Annotated in this window: 15 protein-coding genes; 5 read left to right on the top strand and 10 right to left on the bottom strand. The window is 71.1% G+C overall.

Translation table 11 applies throughout. From position 1 onward, the window contains the following. Positions 1-42: 42 nt before the first annotated feature. Positions 43-939: a DMT family transporter gene (locus DK412_RS27100; protein ID WP_109974509.1), complete on the bottom strand. Its 897-nt coding sequence runs from the start codon at positions 937-939 to the stop codon at positions 43-45. Beyond that, the gene (locus DK412_RS27105; RefSeq protein WP_204165451.1) at positions 936-2,723 is read right to left on the bottom strand and encodes an ABC transporter ATP-binding protein; all 1,788 of its coding nucleotides are present in this window, start codon (positions 2,721-2,723) and stop codon (positions 936-938) included. Before DK412_RS27105 ends, DK412_RS27100 begins: the two co-directional genes overlap by 4 nt. A 193-nt stretch (positions 2,724-2,916) precedes the next feature. Here DK412_RS27105 and DK412_RS30425 point away from each other — a divergent pair, with 193 nt between their 5' ends. Next, positions 2,917-4,422, top strand: a complete 1,506-nt coding sequence (locus tag DK412_RS30425) for a serine protease (protein WP_162596318.1) — start codon at positions 2,917-2,919, stop codon at positions 4,420-4,422. 14 nt (positions 4,423-4,436) lie between these two features. Here the strand turns inward: DK412_RS30425 and DK412_RS27120 are convergent, their stop codons facing one another. The 4 genes from DK412_RS27120 to dapA form a co-directional block, all read right to left on the bottom strand. Further along, positions 4,437-4,643 carry a hypothetical protein gene (locus DK412_RS27120; RefSeq protein ID WP_109974510.1) on the bottom strand — a complete coding sequence of 69 codons (207 nt, stop codon included), beginning with the start codon at positions 4,641-4,643 and terminating at the stop codon, positions 4,437-4,439. 148 nt (positions 4,644-4,791) lie between these two features. Beyond that, a complete protein-coding gene (locus tag DK412_RS27125) occupies positions 4,792-5,406 on the bottom strand; it encodes a hypothetical protein (protein WP_162596319.1) in 615 nt (204 codons plus the stop codon). 302 nt (positions 5,407-5,708) lie between these two features. Beyond that, positions 5,709-6,182 carry an SsrA-binding protein SmpB gene (gene smpB, locus DK412_RS27130; protein WP_048428442.1) on the bottom strand — a complete coding sequence of 158 codons (474 nt, stop codon included), beginning with the start codon at positions 6,180-6,182 and terminating at the stop codon, positions 5,709-5,711. 69 nt (positions 6,183-6,251) lie between these two features. Continuing rightward, entirely contained in the window at positions 6,252-7,154 is a 903-nt protein-coding gene (gene dapA / locus DK412_RS27135) for a 4-hydroxy-tetrahydrodipicolinate synthase (protein WP_109974512.1), read from the bottom strand. Positions 7,155-7,454: 300 nt separating this feature from the next. Between dapA and DK412_RS27140 the strand changes: the two genes are divergently transcribed. Then, the gene (locus DK412_RS27140) at positions 7,455-9,746 is read left to right on the top strand and encodes a lytic transglycosylase domain-containing protein (protein WP_109974513.1); all 2,292 of its coding nucleotides are present in this window, start codon (positions 7,455-7,457) and stop codon (positions 9,744-9,746) included. Positions 9,747-9,878: 132 nt separating this feature from the next. Here the strand turns inward: DK412_RS27140 and DK412_RS27145 are convergent, their stop codons facing one another. Together DK412_RS27145 and DK412_RS27150 are read right to left on the bottom strand one after the other, a co-directional pair. Then, on the bottom strand, positions 9,879-10,616 hold the full coding sequence (locus DK412_RS27145; RefSeq protein WP_109974514.1) for a Crp/Fnr family transcriptional regulator: 738 nt from the start codon (positions 10,614-10,616) through the stop codon (positions 9,879-9,881). 224 nt (positions 10,617-10,840) lie between these two features. Further along, positions 10,841-11,632: an IclR family transcriptional regulator gene (locus DK412_RS27150; RefSeq protein WP_109974515.1), complete on the bottom strand. Its 792-nt coding sequence runs from the start codon at positions 11,630-11,632 to the stop codon at positions 10,841-10,843. A gap of 172 nt (positions 11,633-11,804) precedes the next feature. Between DK412_RS27150 and DK412_RS27155 the strand changes: the two genes are divergently transcribed. Further along, positions 11,805-12,665, top strand: a complete 861-nt coding sequence (locus DK412_RS27155; RefSeq protein WP_109974516.1) for a fumarylacetoacetate hydrolase family protein — start codon at positions 11,805-11,807, stop codon at positions 12,663-12,665. 4 nt (positions 12,666-12,669) lie between these two features. After that, a complete protein-coding gene (locus DK412_RS27160) occupies positions 12,670-13,419 on the top strand; it encodes an SDR family NAD(P)-dependent oxidoreductase (RefSeq protein ID WP_109974517.1) in 750 nt (249 codons plus the stop codon). 387 nt (positions 13,420-13,806) lie between these two features. Here the strand turns inward: DK412_RS27160 and DK412_RS27165 are convergent, their stop codons facing one another. After that, on the bottom strand, positions 13,807-14,022 hold the full coding sequence (locus DK412_RS27165; RefSeq protein WP_109974518.1) for a DUF5397 family protein: 216 nt from the start codon (positions 14,020-14,022) through the stop codon (positions 13,807-13,809). 127 nt (positions 14,023-14,149) lie between these two features. On the opposite strand from DK412_RS27165, the gene DK412_RS27170 reads away from it, so the two are divergent. Next, on the top strand, positions 14,150-15,484 hold the full coding sequence (locus DK412_RS27170) for an MFS transporter (protein ID WP_245447319.1): 1,335 nt from the start codon (positions 14,150-14,152) through the stop codon (positions 15,482-15,484). Positions 15,485-15,701: 217 nt separating this feature from the next. On the opposite strand, the gene DK412_RS27175 is transcribed toward DK412_RS27170, so the two are convergent. Further along, positions 15,702-16,451, bottom strand: a complete 750-nt coding sequence (locus DK412_RS27175; RefSeq protein ID WP_109974519.1) for a peptidase — start codon at positions 16,449-16,451, stop codon at positions 15,702-15,704. Between the last annotated feature and the right edge of the window lie 38 nt (positions 16,452-16,489).

Below are 16,489 nucleotides of genomic sequence, written 5' to 3' on the forward strand. Positions count from 1 at the left end.
CTCACAAGCCCCCGCGGCGCATGAGCGAAGGCAGCACCGGGCTCACCCCCGCGTCGTCAGCAGCACCCCCGCCCCGATCGCCAGGATGGCCCCGACATGGAGCGGGTCCGGCACCTCGCCGAGGACCGGGATCGCCAGCAGGGTCGCGATCACCGGCACCAGGGCGGTGAAGGCCGGGGTGCGCCGTCCGATCAGCGCCAGCGAGCGGTTGAAGGCGATGAGCGCCACCACGCTCACCATCACCCCCTGGTAGACCGCCTGGATCGCCACCTCGGCCATCGGCGCCTGCGCGAGCCGCGACACGCCCGAGAGCAGGTAGAGCGGGATGTAGGTGACGAGCGAGCCGACGCAGATCAGCGCGGTGGCGTCGACGGCCGAGAGACGCGAGCGGCGCATCCGCACCGTGCCGGCGGCCCAGATCAGGGCCGCGGTCAGGAAGATGGCGTAGCCCAGGAGTTCGTCGGCATCGCGAAAGCCGCCGGCCAGGGTGAGGGCGCCCGCAGCGATCAGCCCGAGGCCGGCCAGCGCCAGGCGCCCCGGCCGGTCGCGCAGCACGAGGGCGCCGAGGAGGGCGGCGAAGAGCGGCATCGTGCCGGGCGTCAGCGCCGCGCCGTGGCCTGCGGGAGCAAAGCGCAGGGCGGTCGAGATCAGCAGCGCGAACGGCGCGCCTTGGGAGACGAACAGCACCGCCCCGTCGAGGACGGTCGCGCGGTTGAGGCGCAGCCCGCGCAGCCGCAAGAGCAGCACCGGCAGCAGCACGAGGCCGCCAATGCCGAAGCGCAGGGCCACGAGGTCGGCCGGGCCGAGCACGCCCCCCGCCCCCACTGCCCGGCGGGTGATGACGAACCACCCGCCCCACAGGCTGACGGCGAGGAGCGCGAAGGCGACGCCCTCCGCGAGGCGCCGCCCGGCGGGCGCCTCGGTGGCGAGCGGCCTCACGACGCCTGCGCCGCGGAAGCGGGTTCCCGGTCGTCGGCGAGCTGGAGCCGGTGCAGCCGGGCGTAGGTGCCGCCCCGGGCGATCAGCGCGGCGTGGCTGCCGGTCTCGGCGATCCGGCCGCCCTCCATCGCGACGATCAGGTCGGCGTCGCGCACCGTCGAGAGGCGGTGGGCGATGACGAGCGTGGTCCGGCCCCGCATCAGCCGGGTCAGGGCCGCCTGGACCGCTTGCTCGGATTCGGCGTCCAGCGCCGAGGTCGCCTCGTCGAGGAGCAGGATCGGCGCGTCGCGCAGGAAAGCGCGGGCGAGGGCGATGCGCTGGCGCTCGCCGCCCGACAGCCGGTTGCCGGCGGGCCCGACCCGGAAGTCGTAGCCCTCAGGCCTCGCGGTGATGAAGCCGTGCGCCGCGGCGTCCCGCGCCGCCGCCTCGATCTCGTCCCGGCTCGCGCCCTCGCGGCCGAAGGCGATGTTCTGCGCGATGGTGTCGTCGAACAGCACCACGTCCTGCGACACCACCGCGACGGCGCGGCGGAGCGAGGCCAGCGTCACGTCGCGCACGTCCTGCCCGTCGATCGCGACCCGGCCTTGCCCGACGTCGTAGAGCCGCGGCACCAGGGAGAGCAGCGTCGACTTGCCCGAGCCCGAGCGGCCGACGAGGGCCGTGGTGCGCCCGGCCGGTACGGTCAGGTCGATGCCCTCCAGCGCCGGCGCGTCGTCGCGGTAGCGGAAGTGCACGCCCTCGAACCGGACCTCGCCGCCGGAGACCGTGAGAGCCGGCGCGCCCGGCTTCTCCCGGATCGTCGGCGCCTCGTCCATCAGCGCGAAGGTGCGCGACAGGGCAGCGAGCGCCTCCTGGAGGATGGCGTTGAGGTTGCCGAGCGCCCGGGCCGGCTGGGCGGCGAGCAGGAGCGCCGCGACGTAGCCGGTGAAGTCCCCCACCGTCTTCTCGCCCGAGAGGATGCGGTGGCCGATGAAGGCGAGCACGCCCGCGACCGCGAGCCCGCCGCCGACCTCCAAGAGCGGGTCGAGCCGGCCGCGGGCATTGGCGGCCTTCATCTTCAGGCGGCGCACCTCGTCGAGGGCGTCGCGGGTGCGGCCCTTGAGGTAGCCCTCGAGGCCGTAGGTCTTGGCGACCCGGATCCCGGCCAGGCTCTCGCTGATCAGGCTCGCGGTGACGCCGACCTGCTCCTGGGTCGAGGTCGAGACCCGGCGCAGCTTCTTGCCGATCCGGGCGATCGGCCCGGCGACGAACGGCACCGTGACCCCGGCGACGAGGGTCAGCCAGGGATCCATCCACACCATCGCGCAGACCAAAGCCACCAGCATCGCCACGTCGCGCAGGAGCACGGTGGAGATCCGCGTCAGCGCCTCCTTGATGAAGGCGAAGTCGGTGGTGAAGCGCTGCGTCAGGCTCGCCGGGCTCTCGCGGCCGATCTGGGCCAGGTCCTGCTCGATCATGTGGCCGTAGAGCGCCGCCTGCATGTCGGCCTCGATCCGGGTGACGACCCGGTTGGTCAGCACCGTCTGGCCGAGCAACGCGAAGCCCCGCACCGCGGTGACGGCGATCACCAGCACCGGACCGTAGGCGAGCGCCCCGGCATCCTTGGCGTCGAAGGCGTCGAAGGCGGCCTTGATCAGGGTGGGATAGAAACCGGTGGCGGCGCCGATCACCGCGATCAGCACCAGCACGATCGCCAGCGTGCCGGCATGCGGCCGCAGCCAGTCGCGCCACAGCCGGGTGAGCAGCGGCAGCATGTCGCCGGAGAGGAGGGGGCGCCGCGCCATGATGCTCGCTTCGTCCGTGGAATCGGACGCCGCGCTAGCACGGGGGTTGCGGTGCGGCAATTCGGGGCGGCGCGCGTCTGGGCTGCGGCGGCGCGCGAGGGTTACGCGAGCCCGGACAATTGCCGCCTGCCCGTCAAGGCCGTGTCAAAGCCTCGGCGTGCAGATTGCCCGGCGACACGGAGACTCCACCAGCATGGCCCTGCATCGCGTTCACCGGACCGCCCTCGCCGTCGGTCTCGCGCTCGCGGGGCCGGTGCCTGCCCTCGCTCAGGCACGGGCGGGCTACGCCGAAGCGGAATCGCGCTTCGCCTTCATGGAGACCGAGCGGCGGGTGCGGGTGCAGACCTTGCTGACCGCCGCAGGCTACTGGACCGGCATGCCCAACGTCACGTTCGGGCAGCGGCTGTTCGAGGCGATCGCGCAGTTCCAGGGCGAGAACGGCTTCCGGCCGACCGGCTGGCTCGACGGCGCACAGGTCGCCCGGCTGCGGGAGCTGGCGAGCCCGAAGCTCGCGCTCTGGGGCCTGAGGACGATCGCGCATCCCCTCCGCCCGGTCGCGATCTGGGCGCCGATGGGCCTCGGGCTCACGGCCCAGCGCACGTCTCGCGGCCTCGATCTCAAGGACCCGGGCGGGCGGCTCTCCCTCGCCTACAACTTCCTGCCGGACGTCACAGTCGCGGAGGCGTATGCCTCGACGCTCGAGAGGCTCCGGCGCGAGGGCGCCACCGTCGACTACAAGGTGCTGCGGCCGGACTTCTTCGCCCTCTCGGCCGCGCGGGACGGTACCGAGATCTACATGCGCTACCACCGCGACGGGTCGGGTGCGCTCGGCTTCGCCCTGCGCTGGGAGACGCGGGCGACCGACCTGTCCGCCGAGCGCATCGCGGTCCTGCTCTCCGCCTCGCTGTGGTCGGCGATGACGCCGGACGCGCCTCCCATCCCGCTGCCCGACTTCGTCGCGCCCGAGCCCCGCATGCTCGCCCAGCCGCCGGTCCAGACCGCGCCGCCGGCCATGCCACCCCCGCCGGCCTCTCCGGTCGTGCCGCCTGCCGCCCCTCCGAGCCCGTCCGCCGGAAAGCCGAGCGGCAGTTCCGGCAGCGGCTTCTTCGTCGGCCGGGCCGGCGAGGTGCTGACCAACGCGCACGTGGTCGAGGGGTGCGGACGGGTCGAGGTCCGCGGCCCGCTCGGGAGCGTGCCGGCCCAGGTCGTCGCCCGCGACCCGGCCAACGACCTCGCGATCCTGCGCACCGGCCTCACGCCCCCGAAGGTCGCGGGCCTGCGCACCGGCATCCGCCTCGGCGAGCCGGTGGCGGCCTTCGGCTATCCCCTCGCCGGCATGCTCTCGACCTCGGGCAACTTCACCCTCGGCAACGTGACGGCGCTGACCGGGCTCGGCGACAACACCAGCTACCTGCAGGTCTCGGCGCCGGTGCAGCCGGGCAATTCCGGCGGGCCGCTCCTCGACGGCAACGGCAACCTGATCGGCGTGGTGACGGCGAAGCTCAACGCCCAAAAAATGATGAATATCAACGGCGACATCCCGCAGAACGTCAACTTCGCCCTGAAGGGCATGGTGGCGGCGAACTTCCTGGACAGCAACGGCGTCACCTTCACGCCGGGATCAGCCACGGCCCCGATGGCGCCGGCCGACCTCGCCGACCACTCCAAGGCGATGAGCGTCTTCGTCACGTGTCGGTAGTCACTTGCCGGTCATCACCGGCCGGTGAGCCTGGCCTCTTGATGCATCATCGCCAGCGCCGCGTGGATCACGGTCGCGCCGCCGATCGGGGCGAGGAACCACAAGAGCACGTTGACGACGATGATCCAGACCAGCACCCGCTCCTGGCGCCCGGTCAGCCTGGGCCGGGGCGGGCGCGGCGGCGGCTCCCAGGGCGGCCGCCATCCTCCCTCGACGAACATCGGCGCCTCCGCGCGGGCCTATGCCCACGGAAGGTAGGAGGCCGGGGCGGTACTGTCAGTGCGGCGTGTTGTGCCCGACGGCACGCTCGGACCTGGGGCTCGATCAGCCGCGCGGCGCGAGGGGCGGCCCGCCACCCGGAGCGGAGGGTCAGGCCGCTCGCAGGGACGCCGCCGCGGCCTCTGCCCTGGCGCGCACCCAGGCGCGGCGCGGCCAGCCCGCCAGGAGCACGATCGGGAGGCATGCGAGCGAGAGCAGTGAGAGGCGTGCCGAGATCGCATCGCTCGATCGCAGACCCGCCAAGCCGAAATACCCGAACATCAAGCCCGTGGTCAGGACGTGCGTCACGATGCAGGCGGACGACGGCAGACGCAGCACCCCGTAAAGGGTTGGGAGCACCGTGCGGTAGAGGTCGAGAAGCGCGACGATGACCGGCGGCGTCAGGACGACGCAGACGACCCACGGAGGAAGGCCGAGCCCCTGGCAGAGATGGCCGATGTCGCCTTGCGCGAACGTGCGGATGGGCACGTAGTCGAAGACGTTGGCGAGGTTCATGAACAGGAACCAGTAGACGAGCAGTCCCCCGAGCCCGGTCAGGGCGGTCGGCGTGCGCAGCAGAATGTGTCGCGCGACGAGATAGAGGCCGCCATTCAGGATGAGCGGTCCCGTGGCGGCGACGAGCGCGACGGCCGTGCCCCGCCCGGCGGCGAAGGCGCTGGCATAATCGACGTTCTCGCCGATGCCGTGCAGGGTGAGGGCGTTCATGAGCGTCACCGGTCCCCACCGCAGCGACCCGGGCGTGGCTTTCAGCCCGAGAAGCCACGCCACCCCCGAATGCCCGTATTCGTGGACAAGCACGGCCGCGTGATGGGCGAGAACGAGGATGGGCAGGGACGCGAGCAGGACGACCGGTCCCGATACGCGCGACCGCGCCATGGGCGCGGGAAGCGGCCTGCGGTCCACGAGAAAGGCCTTTCCCCGGGCCAAGACGAGGACACGGCTTCTAACGTCGGGTGCCTGACCCTCTGCAGCCCTTCGCTCGAGGCGAGCCGACCGGGCTCGGCCCCTCAGCCCTTGTCGCGCATCAGCCGGGCCTTGTCGCGCTGCCAGTCGCGCTCCTTGGCGGTCTCGCGCTTGTCGTGGAGCTTCTTGCCGCGCCCGAGCCCCAGCTCGACCTTCGCCCGGCCGCGCTCGTTGAAGTAGATCTTCAGCGGCACCACCGTGTAGCCCTCGCGCTGGGTCGCGCCGATGAACTTGTCGATCTGGCGGCGGTGCAGCAGCAGGCGGCGGGGCCGCTTGGTGTCGTGGTTGAAGCGGTTCGCCTCGAGGTATTCGGGGATGTAGGCGTTGAACAGCAGGAGGTCGTTGCCCGACGGCCCGGCGAAGGCCTCGCCGATCGTCGCCTTGCCGCCGCGCAGGGATTTCACCTCGGTGCCCGTCAGCGCGATGCCCGCCTCGACCGTGTCGGTGATCTCGTAGTTGAAGCGGGCCTTCCGGTTGTCGGCGACGACGCGGTTCTTCGGCTCGGGTTTCTTGGCCATCGGGCGGCGGAGGTCCTCGGAAGCGGGCAGCGGGAGCCGGCAGGCCCCCGCCCTCATATAAGGCGCGGCTCAGCCGTTGGTGAGGCCGGCATGGCGCAGCGCCCCGTCGACGAGGCCGCGCGTCCCCTCGCCCACCGGCACCATCGGCAGGCGCACGTCCTCGCGCATCAGGCCGAGGCGGGCCAGCGCGTACTTGGTCGGCGACGGGTTGGTCTCGGCGAAGAGGTGGGTGTGGAGCGGCATCAGCCGGTCCTGGAGCGTGAGCGCCGTGCGGTAGTCGCCCGACAGGCAGGCCTCCTGGAAGTCGGCGCAGAGGCGCGGCGCGACGTTCGAGGTCACCGAGATCGTGCCGTGGCCGCCATGCGCCATGAATCCCAGAGCGGTCGCATCTTCGCCAGAAAGTTGGACGAAGTCTTCGCCCATGGCTTGGCGTTGCAGGCTGACCCGGGCGACGTTGGCGGTGGCGTCTTTCACCCCGGCGATGTTCGGCAGCTCGAAGAGCCGGGCCATGGTGTCGACGCTCATGTCGATCACCGAGCGACCGGGGATGTTGTAGATCAGGATGGGAATGCCGACCGCATCGTTCACCGCCTTGAAGTGCTGGTACAGCCCTTCCTGGGTCGGCTTGTTGTAGTAGGGCGTGACGATGAGCAGCGCGTCCGCGCCGGCCTTCTCCGCATGACGGGACCGCTCGATCGCCTCCGCGGTGGAGTTCGAGCCGGCGCCGGCCACCACCGGCACCTTGCCGGCGGCCTCGTCGATGCAGGCCTCGACCACCCGGTCGTGCTCGGCGTGGCTGAGCGTCGGGCTCTCGCCGGTGGTGCCGGTGGGCACCAGGCCGTGGGTGCCGTTCTCGATCTGCCAGGCGACGAAGGCCCGGAAGGCGTGCTCGTCGAAGGCGCCGTCGCGGAACGGCGTCACCAGGGCGGTGAGCGAGCCCCTCAGGCGCTGCGAAGTCTGCGTCGACGTCATGGTGGCGTTCCTCGCCCGGTCGGGGCGACGCCCCCGGGATCTCTGGTTGGGAGGCCGGTCCGCATGCCGATCTTGAGAGGGATCCAGCTCTGGGGGACCAACAACTCGGCCGTCCGGCGTCCGACACATAGGACCTTCGGGGCCTCGGCGCAAACGCTCCGGCGCACGCCGCGTCGCGCGCAAACGCTCACGTCCAGCCTCGCGTTCCGGCACGACCGGGCGCCAGGGTTAATCGCTTCTTAACGCGGCGCCCGCACGATGGGCGTCCGGTCTTTCGAGCTCTCCAGGGGAACGGGAACCATGCTGCTCTCGCCTCGACGGCGCCGCTTCGCGGTCCTCGCCCTCACGGTGTCCGGCGCCGCGCTGACCTCGCTGTCGGCGCTCGGCGGCTCGACCGTGACGGCTCCGCCGGAGGCTCCGGCCGCCGCGGCGGCCCTTCCCGGGACGACGTTGCCGGGGACGACCCTGCCGGCGCCAACCGCCCGCGCGGTCGAGCGGGTCGACGAGGACGGCCAGCGCGCGGGCGCGGCGGCCGAGCGGCTGCCCGCGACGGCCGCGTCCTTCGCCGCCGCCGACCCGGAGGTGCCGATCCCCTTCCCCGCCCCGGACGCGGCGATCAACCCTCCTGCCCCGGTGCCGAGCGTGCCCGATCCGGGCCGGCCGGTGCTCGGCATCGAGGTCGACGGCCCGGCCCTGCGCAGCGCGGTCGAGGCCTACCGGCGCGGCCAGGTGAGCGAGGGCGACCGGATCCGCGACGGGCTCAAGGACCCGGCCGCCCGCGCGCTCCTCGACTGGGCGGCGATCCGCGCCGGGGCCGGCATCGGCTTCGAGCGCACGGTCGCGTTCATCCGCGACAACCCGGACTGGCCGGTCGGCGCCGTCCTGCGCCGGCGCGCCGAGGAGGCCCTGCTCTCGCAGCGCAAGTCCCCGTCCCTGGTGCGGTCCTACTTCGCCGCGCGCCGGCCGCAGAGCGCGCCGGGCAAGTTCGCCCTCGCCCTCGCCTTCAAGGCCGACGGGCTTTCCGAGGACGCCGCCGGCCTGGTGCGCGACCTGTGGCGCGAGGACACGTTCGGCCGCACCCTGGAGCTGAGGGTCCTCGACGCCTTCCCGGGGTTGATCGGCGAGATCGATCACCGCTACCGCATGGAGCGGGCGCTGATGCGGGAGGACTGGGACACCGCCGGCCGCGCCGCGGCTTACGCCGGCAAGGCCTACGGCACCCTGGTGCGCGCCCGCCGCGCCGTCGAGGCGAAGGCCGCCAATGCCGGCTCCGCCCTCGACGCGGTGCCGCCGAGCCTGCGGCAGGATTCCTCCTACCTCTATTCCCGTGCCCAGTACTTCCGCCGCCTCGACCGGCCGGCGGAGGCCGCCGCCGTGATGGCCCAGGCGCCGCGCAACCCCGAGGTTCTGGCCGATCCCGACGAGTGGTGGATCGAGCGCCGCATCGTCGCCCGCAAGCTCCTCGATGCCGACGACGCCAAGGCGGCCTACGCGGTCGCTGCCGGCCACAGCGCCCGCACGGTCGAGAAGCGCATCGAGGCCGAGTTCCACGCCGGCTGGATCGCGCTCCGCTTCCTCCACGACGCCACCCTCGCGGCGACGCATTTCGCCACTGCCGCGGCGATCGCCGAGACGCCGATCTCGGTGGCGCGCGCCGCCTACTGGCAGGGCCGCGCCGCGGAAAGCCTGGGCCAGGCCACGGAGGCGAGAGCCTTCTACGAGCGCGCGAGCGCCCAGCCGATCGCCTATTACGGCCAGCTCGCCCGGGCGAAGCTCGGCCAGTCGTCCCTGGCCCTGCGCCCGTGCAGCACCCTCGACGAGACTGCCCGCACCGCCTTCGAGAACCGCAACGCCGTGCGGGCCCTGCGCCTGCTGGCGGCCGCCGGCCTCAAGGAGCTGATGCTGCCGCTCTACATGGACTTCGCCCAGCGGCTGAGCGAGCCGGCCGAGCTCAACGCCCTCGGCGACGTCGCGATGTCGCTCAACGATCCCCGCGCCCTCGTGGCGATCGGCAAGACCGCGGTGCAGCGCGGCCTGCCCCTCGACCGGCACGCCTACCCGACCAACGGCATCCCGGCCTACGAGGCCTCCGCGGCGGTGCCGCAGGTCGAGCGCGCGATGGTCTTCGCCATCGCCCGGCAGGAGAGCCAGTTCGACCCGCGGGCGCAGTCGAGCGTCGGGGCCCGCGGCCTGATGCAGATGATGCCGGCCACGGCGCAGCGCACCGCCCGCCGGGTCAGCGCCGCCTTCGACACCGACCGGCTGACCAGCGACCCGGCCTACAATGCCCGCCTCGGCCAGGCCCATCTCGGCGAGCTGATGGAGGATTGGCGCGGTTCCTACATCCTCGCCTTCGCCGCCTACAATGCCGGCGGCGGCAACGTGAAGAAGTGGATCGACGCCTACGGCGATCCCCGCAACCCGGGCATCGACCCGGTCGACTGGGTCGAGCGCATCCCCTTCACCGAGACCCGCAACTACGTCCAGCGGGTGACCGAGAATCTGCAGGTCTACCGCAACCGCCTGGCCGAGGCCGGGGACGGGCGCAGCGCGCTCCTGATCGCGGACGATCTCAAGCGCGGGATGCGGTGACGTCCCGGGTGGGGCATCGCGGGCGATAAAGCCGAGCAGATTTCGCAAAAGTGGTCGCCGGGTCAGCGACAAAAATTTGCGAAGACCAAAAGCCTGAGCGGACGAAGCGTCGGCCAGCCAACGCAGGTCTGCTTAGCACCCCGTCTCGAACCGCTCGCCCTCGTAGTCGAGATGCAGGTAATCCGGATCGAACCGGGCGACCGCCGTCAGGGCGTCGAGGTCCGGGATGCCGAGCTGCTTGTCGCGCCAGTCGATCAGGCCGGACAGGCGCAATTCGCGCAAGGTGCGGTTGACGTGCACGGCCGAGAGGCCGAGCGCGTCGGCGAGCTCGACCTGGGTGATGGGCAGCTCGCACCGGCCGTCCCGCACCCGCCCGACCGCCTGCTGGCGCACGTAGACCTCGCAGAGCAGGTGGGCGACGCGCTCCAGCGCCGTGCGCCGGCCGATATTGACCAGCCATTCGCGGTGGATCGCGGCCGTCACCAGCACCTCCCACCACAGGGCCTGGGTCAGCCGCGGATCGGCGTTCAGCATCTCGTCGAGCAGGTCGCGCGAGATCTTGGCCACCGCCACGGGGGTGAGGGTGCCGAGAGCGTGGTCCATGCGGCGCAGGAGGAAGATGTTGAGGTCGCACAGGTCGCCCGGGAGCAGGAACGACATGATCTGGCGGCCGCCATCGGCGAGCTGCTTGTAGCGGCAGACCCAGCCGCCGAGGATGAGGTTGACGTCGTTCGGCTCCTCGCCCTCGGCGATGATGTCCTGATGCGAGTCGTAGTTGACGATCCGGGCGCTCGCGGCCTGCTGCAGCAGGCGCTTGTCCGCGTCGCTCAGGCGCGTGAATCGTTCGAGCTTCCGGATCAGCGGATTCATCGTGCACCCCTCCGGCCCGCGGCTCGGCAGCGCGAGTTTCCCGTCTTGTCCCGACGGGAAGTTAGCGTCTGCCGCGAGCCAGTAAAGCGCTCGGCCGAAGGTGGACAGTGGATCGGTGCGACGTCGGGTTCATCCGCCTGACCTGACGGTCATCCCATCCCCTTGTTCGTCTTCCTTGCGGGAGGGGGCCGGTTGAGCGGCGCGGCGCGTTCCCGGAGAATGCGCTAATCCGACCAGCCGAGGTCCCGGCTGATCGCGCCGGCGACCGCCCGGACCGTCCCGGCCAGCGCCTCCATCCGGGCCTCGTCCATGTACTGCACCGTGCTCGTCACGCTGAACGCCGCGACGATCGCCCCGCTGGCGTCGCGGATCGGGCCGGCGACGCAGCGCACCTCGGGCTCGTTCTCCTCGCGGTCGTAGGCGATGCCCCGCGCCGCGTAGGTCCGCATCCGCGCGAGCCAGGTCTCTAGGCTCAGGGTCTCCAGGTCCGGGCTGTGGCCGCCCCGCGCCGCGCCGAGGCGGTGGAAGCTCCGCCAGCGCGCCTCGTCGAGATCGAGGATCAGCGCCTTGCCGAGGCCGGTCGACCAGACCGGCTGGCGCTCGCCGACCCGCGAGCTGATCTCGATGCGCCGACGCCCCGGCAGCTTGTCGAGATAGAGCGCCCAGTCGCCCTCCAGCACGCCGAGATGGATGGTGTCGCCGCATTCCGCCGAGAGGCGCTCGAGGTGGGGCCGGGCCACCCGGGTCACCGGCGCCGCCTGCTGGGCGCGAAATCCCAGTTCGACGAGCTTGGGGCCGAGCGCATAGCCCTCCCGCGGCGCGAAGGTGAGGTAGCGCTGCTCGACGAGGGCCGCGGCGAGGCGGTGGGTGGTGCTGCGGGTGGTGCCGAGCGACGCCGACAGGGCGGCGAGGTCCCGCGCGCCCCCCGCCACCGCCTCCAGGATGGCGAGACCGCGCAGGAGCGTCTGGCTCCCCGGCGCCCCGCCCGCCTCCGCGGTTGACGGCTTCGATCGCATCGGCGTATCGTCCCACATACAAGAACAAGATCCCAACATATAGGATCGAGTGGCGCGGCGCCAGGGCCGTGCCGGAGGAAACCGCAGTGAACACCTCCGTCCCGCCCTGCCCCGCGCCCGCAGACCCGCGCGCCGTGAGGGGTGCGCCCGGATTCCAAGGAGGTTCGACCCGATGAAGCTGTTGCGCTACGGCCCCGCGGGCCAGGAGAAGCCCGGCCTGCTCGACGCGGAGGGCCGCATCCGCGACCTCTCCGCCCACCTGCCCGATCTCGGCCCCGAGGCCCTGGCCCCCGAGGTGCTGGCCCGCTTCGCGGCGATCGATGCCGGCAGTCTGCCTGTGGTCGAGGGCACGCCGCGCCTCGGCACGCCGGTGGCCAATGTGGGCAAGTTCATCGCCATCGGGCTCAACTTCGCCGACCACGCCGCCGAGTCGAACCTTCCGGTGCCGAAGGAGCCGATTGTCTTCACCAAGGCGATCAGCTCGCTCTCGGGCCCCAACGACCCGGTGATGCTGCCGAAGGACTCGGTGAAGAGCGATTGGGAGGTCGAGCTCGGCATCGTGATCGGCCGCCGCGCGGCTTACGTCGAGGAGGCGCAGGCGCTCGACTACGTGGCGGGCTACTGCCTCGTCAACGACGTCTCGGAGCGCGAGTACCAGATCGAGCGCGGCGGCACCTGGGACAAGGGCAAGGGCTGCGACACCTTCGGGCCGGTCGGCCCCTGGCTCGTCACCTCCGACGAGGTCGGCGATCCGCAGAGCCTCGACATGTGGCTCGACCTCAACGGCAAGCGCATGCAGACCGGCAACACCCGGACGATGATCTTCACCTGCGCGCAGATCGTCTCCTACGTCAGCCGCTTCATGACCCTGATGCCCGGCGACATCATCACCACCGGCACGCCCCCCGGCGTCGGCATGGGCATGAAGCCCGAGCCGGTCTTCCTCAAGGCCGGCGACGTGATGACGCTCGGCATCGAGAAGCTTGGGCAACAGCGCCAGGACGTCACCGCCTGGCAGCGCCGGGAGGCGTGAGAGCATGACCTTCCCGAACCGCTTCGAGGGCCGCACGGCCCTCGTCACCGGCGGCGCTTCCGGCATCGGCCTCTCGGTCGCCGCGCGGCTGAGGGCCGAGGGCGCCACGGTCGCCATCTGGGACCTGAACGAGGAGGCGCTGGCGAAAGCCAAGGCCGAGAGCGGCGCCGCCGACACGCAGGCCCTCGACATCGCGGACGCCGCCGCGGTCGAGGCCGCGATGCGCGAGACCCTGGCTACTCTGGGTGGCCGCCTCGACGTGCTGGTCTGCAGCGCCGGCATCACCGGGCCGAACACCACGCTCCGCGACTACCCCGTCGACGCCTGGCAGCGGGTGATCGACGTCAACCTCAACGGGCTGTTCTACTGCAACCGTGCCGCGGTGCCGGCGATGGAGGCGGGCGGCTACGGCCGCATCGTCAACGTCGCGTCGATCGCTGGCAAGGAGGGCAACCCCAACGCCTCGGCCTACTCGGCTTCCAAGGCCGGGGTGATCGGGCTGACGAAGTCGCTCGGCAAGGAACTGGCGAAGTCGGAGATCCGGGTGAACTGCATCACGCCTGCGGCGGTGCGCACCGCGATCTTCGACCAGATGACGCAACAGCACATCGACTTCATGCTGTCGAAGATCCCGATCGGCCGCTTCGGGGCGATCGACGAGGTGACCTCGCTGATCTGCTTCCTGGCGAGCGAGGAGGCGTCGTTCTCGACCGGCGCGGTGTTCGACGTGTCGGGGGGCCGGGCGACGTACTGAGCATTCGTCGCGGCGGTTGTCGGCCGAGGTCTTCGGCCGAAATCTTCGGCAATGACGCTTCCACCACTCAGGGTCATCCCGGGGCCGCGCAGCGGAGGCCGGGATCCAGAACCACAGGTTTTTCAGAATAAGGCGGAATGACGTCCGCTCAATCCTGAATCATCAGCGGTTCTGGATTCCGGGCTCCGCTGCGCGGCCCCGGAATGACATGCAGGGTGCCAACTCTGTGTGTTTTCAATCGGGCAAGCTCTGGCATGGAGGCTTCCCTGGATCCAGTCGAAGCCATGTTCGCCGAGACTGGATCGACTATCCGCATAGGCCTGGCAACGCCTCGCGGGTGATGCTTCTGGGTCTCGGCCACCACGGGATCGAACGCGATGGCGAACATCACTGCTCCGGAGGATCGTCGAGGATGTCCGTGAAACGGTAAGCCACTTCCTCGCCGGTCTCGACGAGCCGCACGCGCATCAGGCAGTCATCGTCGCCCAAGGTCTGCCCGACGCCGACATTCTCGTAGACCGGGCCTGTAACGCCGAAGCGCCGCCAAGTCCCGATCAGGTTCCGCGGCTGCGGCAGATTTGTCGATCCGGTGCACCGTTCCATGCCGCGATCGTACCCGATCGAGGCGCGAGGTGCCCCGCCCCGGACCAGACTTCGGCGAACCCAGCTTTCCCTGTCGCCCGCCGGCCCGCCCCTCGCGCGCCGTCCGGCTTTTCACCGAGAGGACACCATGAACACCGCCTCCATGGCCGCCGTCGCGGATGTCTCCGCAGCCGCGAGCCGTGATCCCGACCTGCGCCGCCGCGTGCTCGCCAAGCTCCGGCCGCGCATCGTGCTCTATTGCTTCGTCCTGTTCATCATCAACTACCTCGACCGGGTGAACGTCGGCTTCGCGGCGCTTCACATGAACAAGGATCTCGGGCTGTCGGCCACCGCCTACGGGTTCGGCGCCGGCATCTTCTTCCTCGGCTACATCCTGTTCGAGGTGCCGAGCAACATGATCATGCACCGGGTCGGCCCCCGGCGCTGGATCGCCCGGATCATGGTGAGCTGGGGCCTCGTCTCCGGCGGCATGGCCTTCGTGCAGGGCGAGTGGAGCTTCTACGCAATGCGCTTCCTGCTCGGGCTGGCCGAGGCCGGCTTCGTGCCCGGGATCCTGCTCTACCTCACCTACTGGTACCCGGCCCGTGACCGCGCCAAGGCGACGGCCGGCTTCATGACCGCGACGGTGCTCTCGAGCGTGATCGGCGCGCCGCTCTCCGGCTGGATCCTCGCCAGCAACCCGACCTGGTTCGGGCTGGCGGCCTGGCAGTGGCTGTTCATCCTCGAGGCCGCCCCCGCGGTGATCCTCGGCGTCGTGACGTTCTTCTACCTCGTCGATCGGCCCGAGGACGGGCGCTGGCTCGATGCCGAGGAGCGCGCCTGGCTGGTCCGCACGCTCGCCGAGGAGAACCGCCAGGTCGAGAGCGTCGGCTCGCACGAGTTCCGCACCATCTTCCGCGATTACCGCGTCTGGCTGCTCACCCTCGTCTACATGTTCAACGCCGTGGCGGTGTACGGCGTGGTGCTGTGGCTGCCGCAGATCGTGCGCAGCATCGGGGGCCTCTCCGATCTGCAGACCGGCTTCGTCACCGCGATCCCGTTCGTCTTCGCGGCGATCGGCCTCGTCGTGGTGGCGCGCTCCTCCGACCGCACCGGCGAGCGCAAGTTCCACACCGCCCTCTCGGCGCTGATCGGCGGCCTGTTCCTGGCCGCCAGCGCCGTGGCGCCGACGCCGCTCCTCAGCCTGCTCCTGCTCTGCGCCGCCGCCTTCGGGGTCTGGGCCCTGCTCGGCGTGTTCTGGGCCCTGCCGACCCAGTTCCTCACCGGCGCGGCGGCGGCCGGCGGCCTGGCGATGATCAACGGGCTCGCCCAGATCGCCGGCTTCGGCGGGCCCTACCTGGTCGGGTGGATCCGCGACGCGACGCAGAGCTTCACCCCCGCCCTCCTCGCCCTGGCGGCCGGGCCGGTGATCGCCGCCTTCCTGTGCCTCGCCGTGCGGGTGCGGCGCGAGCCGGCGGCCTGACGGGATGCCGCGCGGCGTTCCGTCCAAGTAACAATCTGAATCAATAAAAATGAAGCGCGGGATCCCCTCTCCCAAACGGGAGAGGGGAGGCACGCCTTGTCTTTATTTGTACAGATCAAGTGGAGGCTGCGCCGCTCGGACTCACCGGAACCAGCACCGGGGCCCGTCCCGTCCACGAGGTCGGGACGGGCTCGCGGGTAAGTGTTTCTAATCCGCCCTACTTCGTCCCGGGCCCGTAGGGCGGCCGCGGGATCGCCCGGTGGGCCGCCCGCAGGGCCGCCGACCAGCGCTCGCGCAGGTCGTGGAAATAGGGCTCGCCGGCCTCGATCCGGTGCAGCACCTCGGTGTCGCAGGTGTTGCGGCGGATCACCGTGAGGTCGATCGGCAGGCCGACGCCGAGATTCGACCGCATCGTCGAATCCATCGAGACCAGGCCGACCTTCAGGGCGTCGTAGATGTCGGTGCGGAAGGTCACCGCGCGGTCGAGGATCGGCTTGCCGTATTTGTGCTCGCCGATCTGCAGGAACGGCGCGTCCTGGCTGCAGGCGATGAAGTTGCCGGCGGAGTAGATCATGTAGAGCCGCATCGGCCCGTCGCCGATCTGGCCGCCGAACAGGAACGATACCTCGAAGCGCAGCTGCGCCGCCTCGAAGCCGGCGCGCTCGATCGTCCGCACCTTGCGGATCGCCCGGCCGATGAGCTGGGCGGCGCGGAACATCGTCGGCGCGTCGTAGATCGTCTCCAGCTTGCCGGTATCGGGATCCTCGACGCCCTCGGTCAAGAGCGAGAGCACCGACTGGGTCACCGAGAGGTTGCCGGCCGAGGCGAGCGACAGCACCCGCTCGCCGGGCTTCGTGAACATGTGGAGCTTGCGGTAGGTCGAGATGTCGTCGAGCCCCGCATTCGTGCGGGTGTCGGCGATCATGACGAGACCCTCTTCCACCAGGATCCCGACGCAATAGGTCATCGCTCGCCCCCCGGCGATCTCAGGCGAGCGGTCCGGCA

Origin of the sequence: Methylobacterium sp. 17Sr1-1 (genome assembly GCF_003173775.1) — a bacterium.
Taxonomy (GTDB): domain Bacteria; phylum Pseudomonadota; class Alphaproteobacteria; order Rhizobiales; family Beijerinckiaceae; genus Methylobacterium.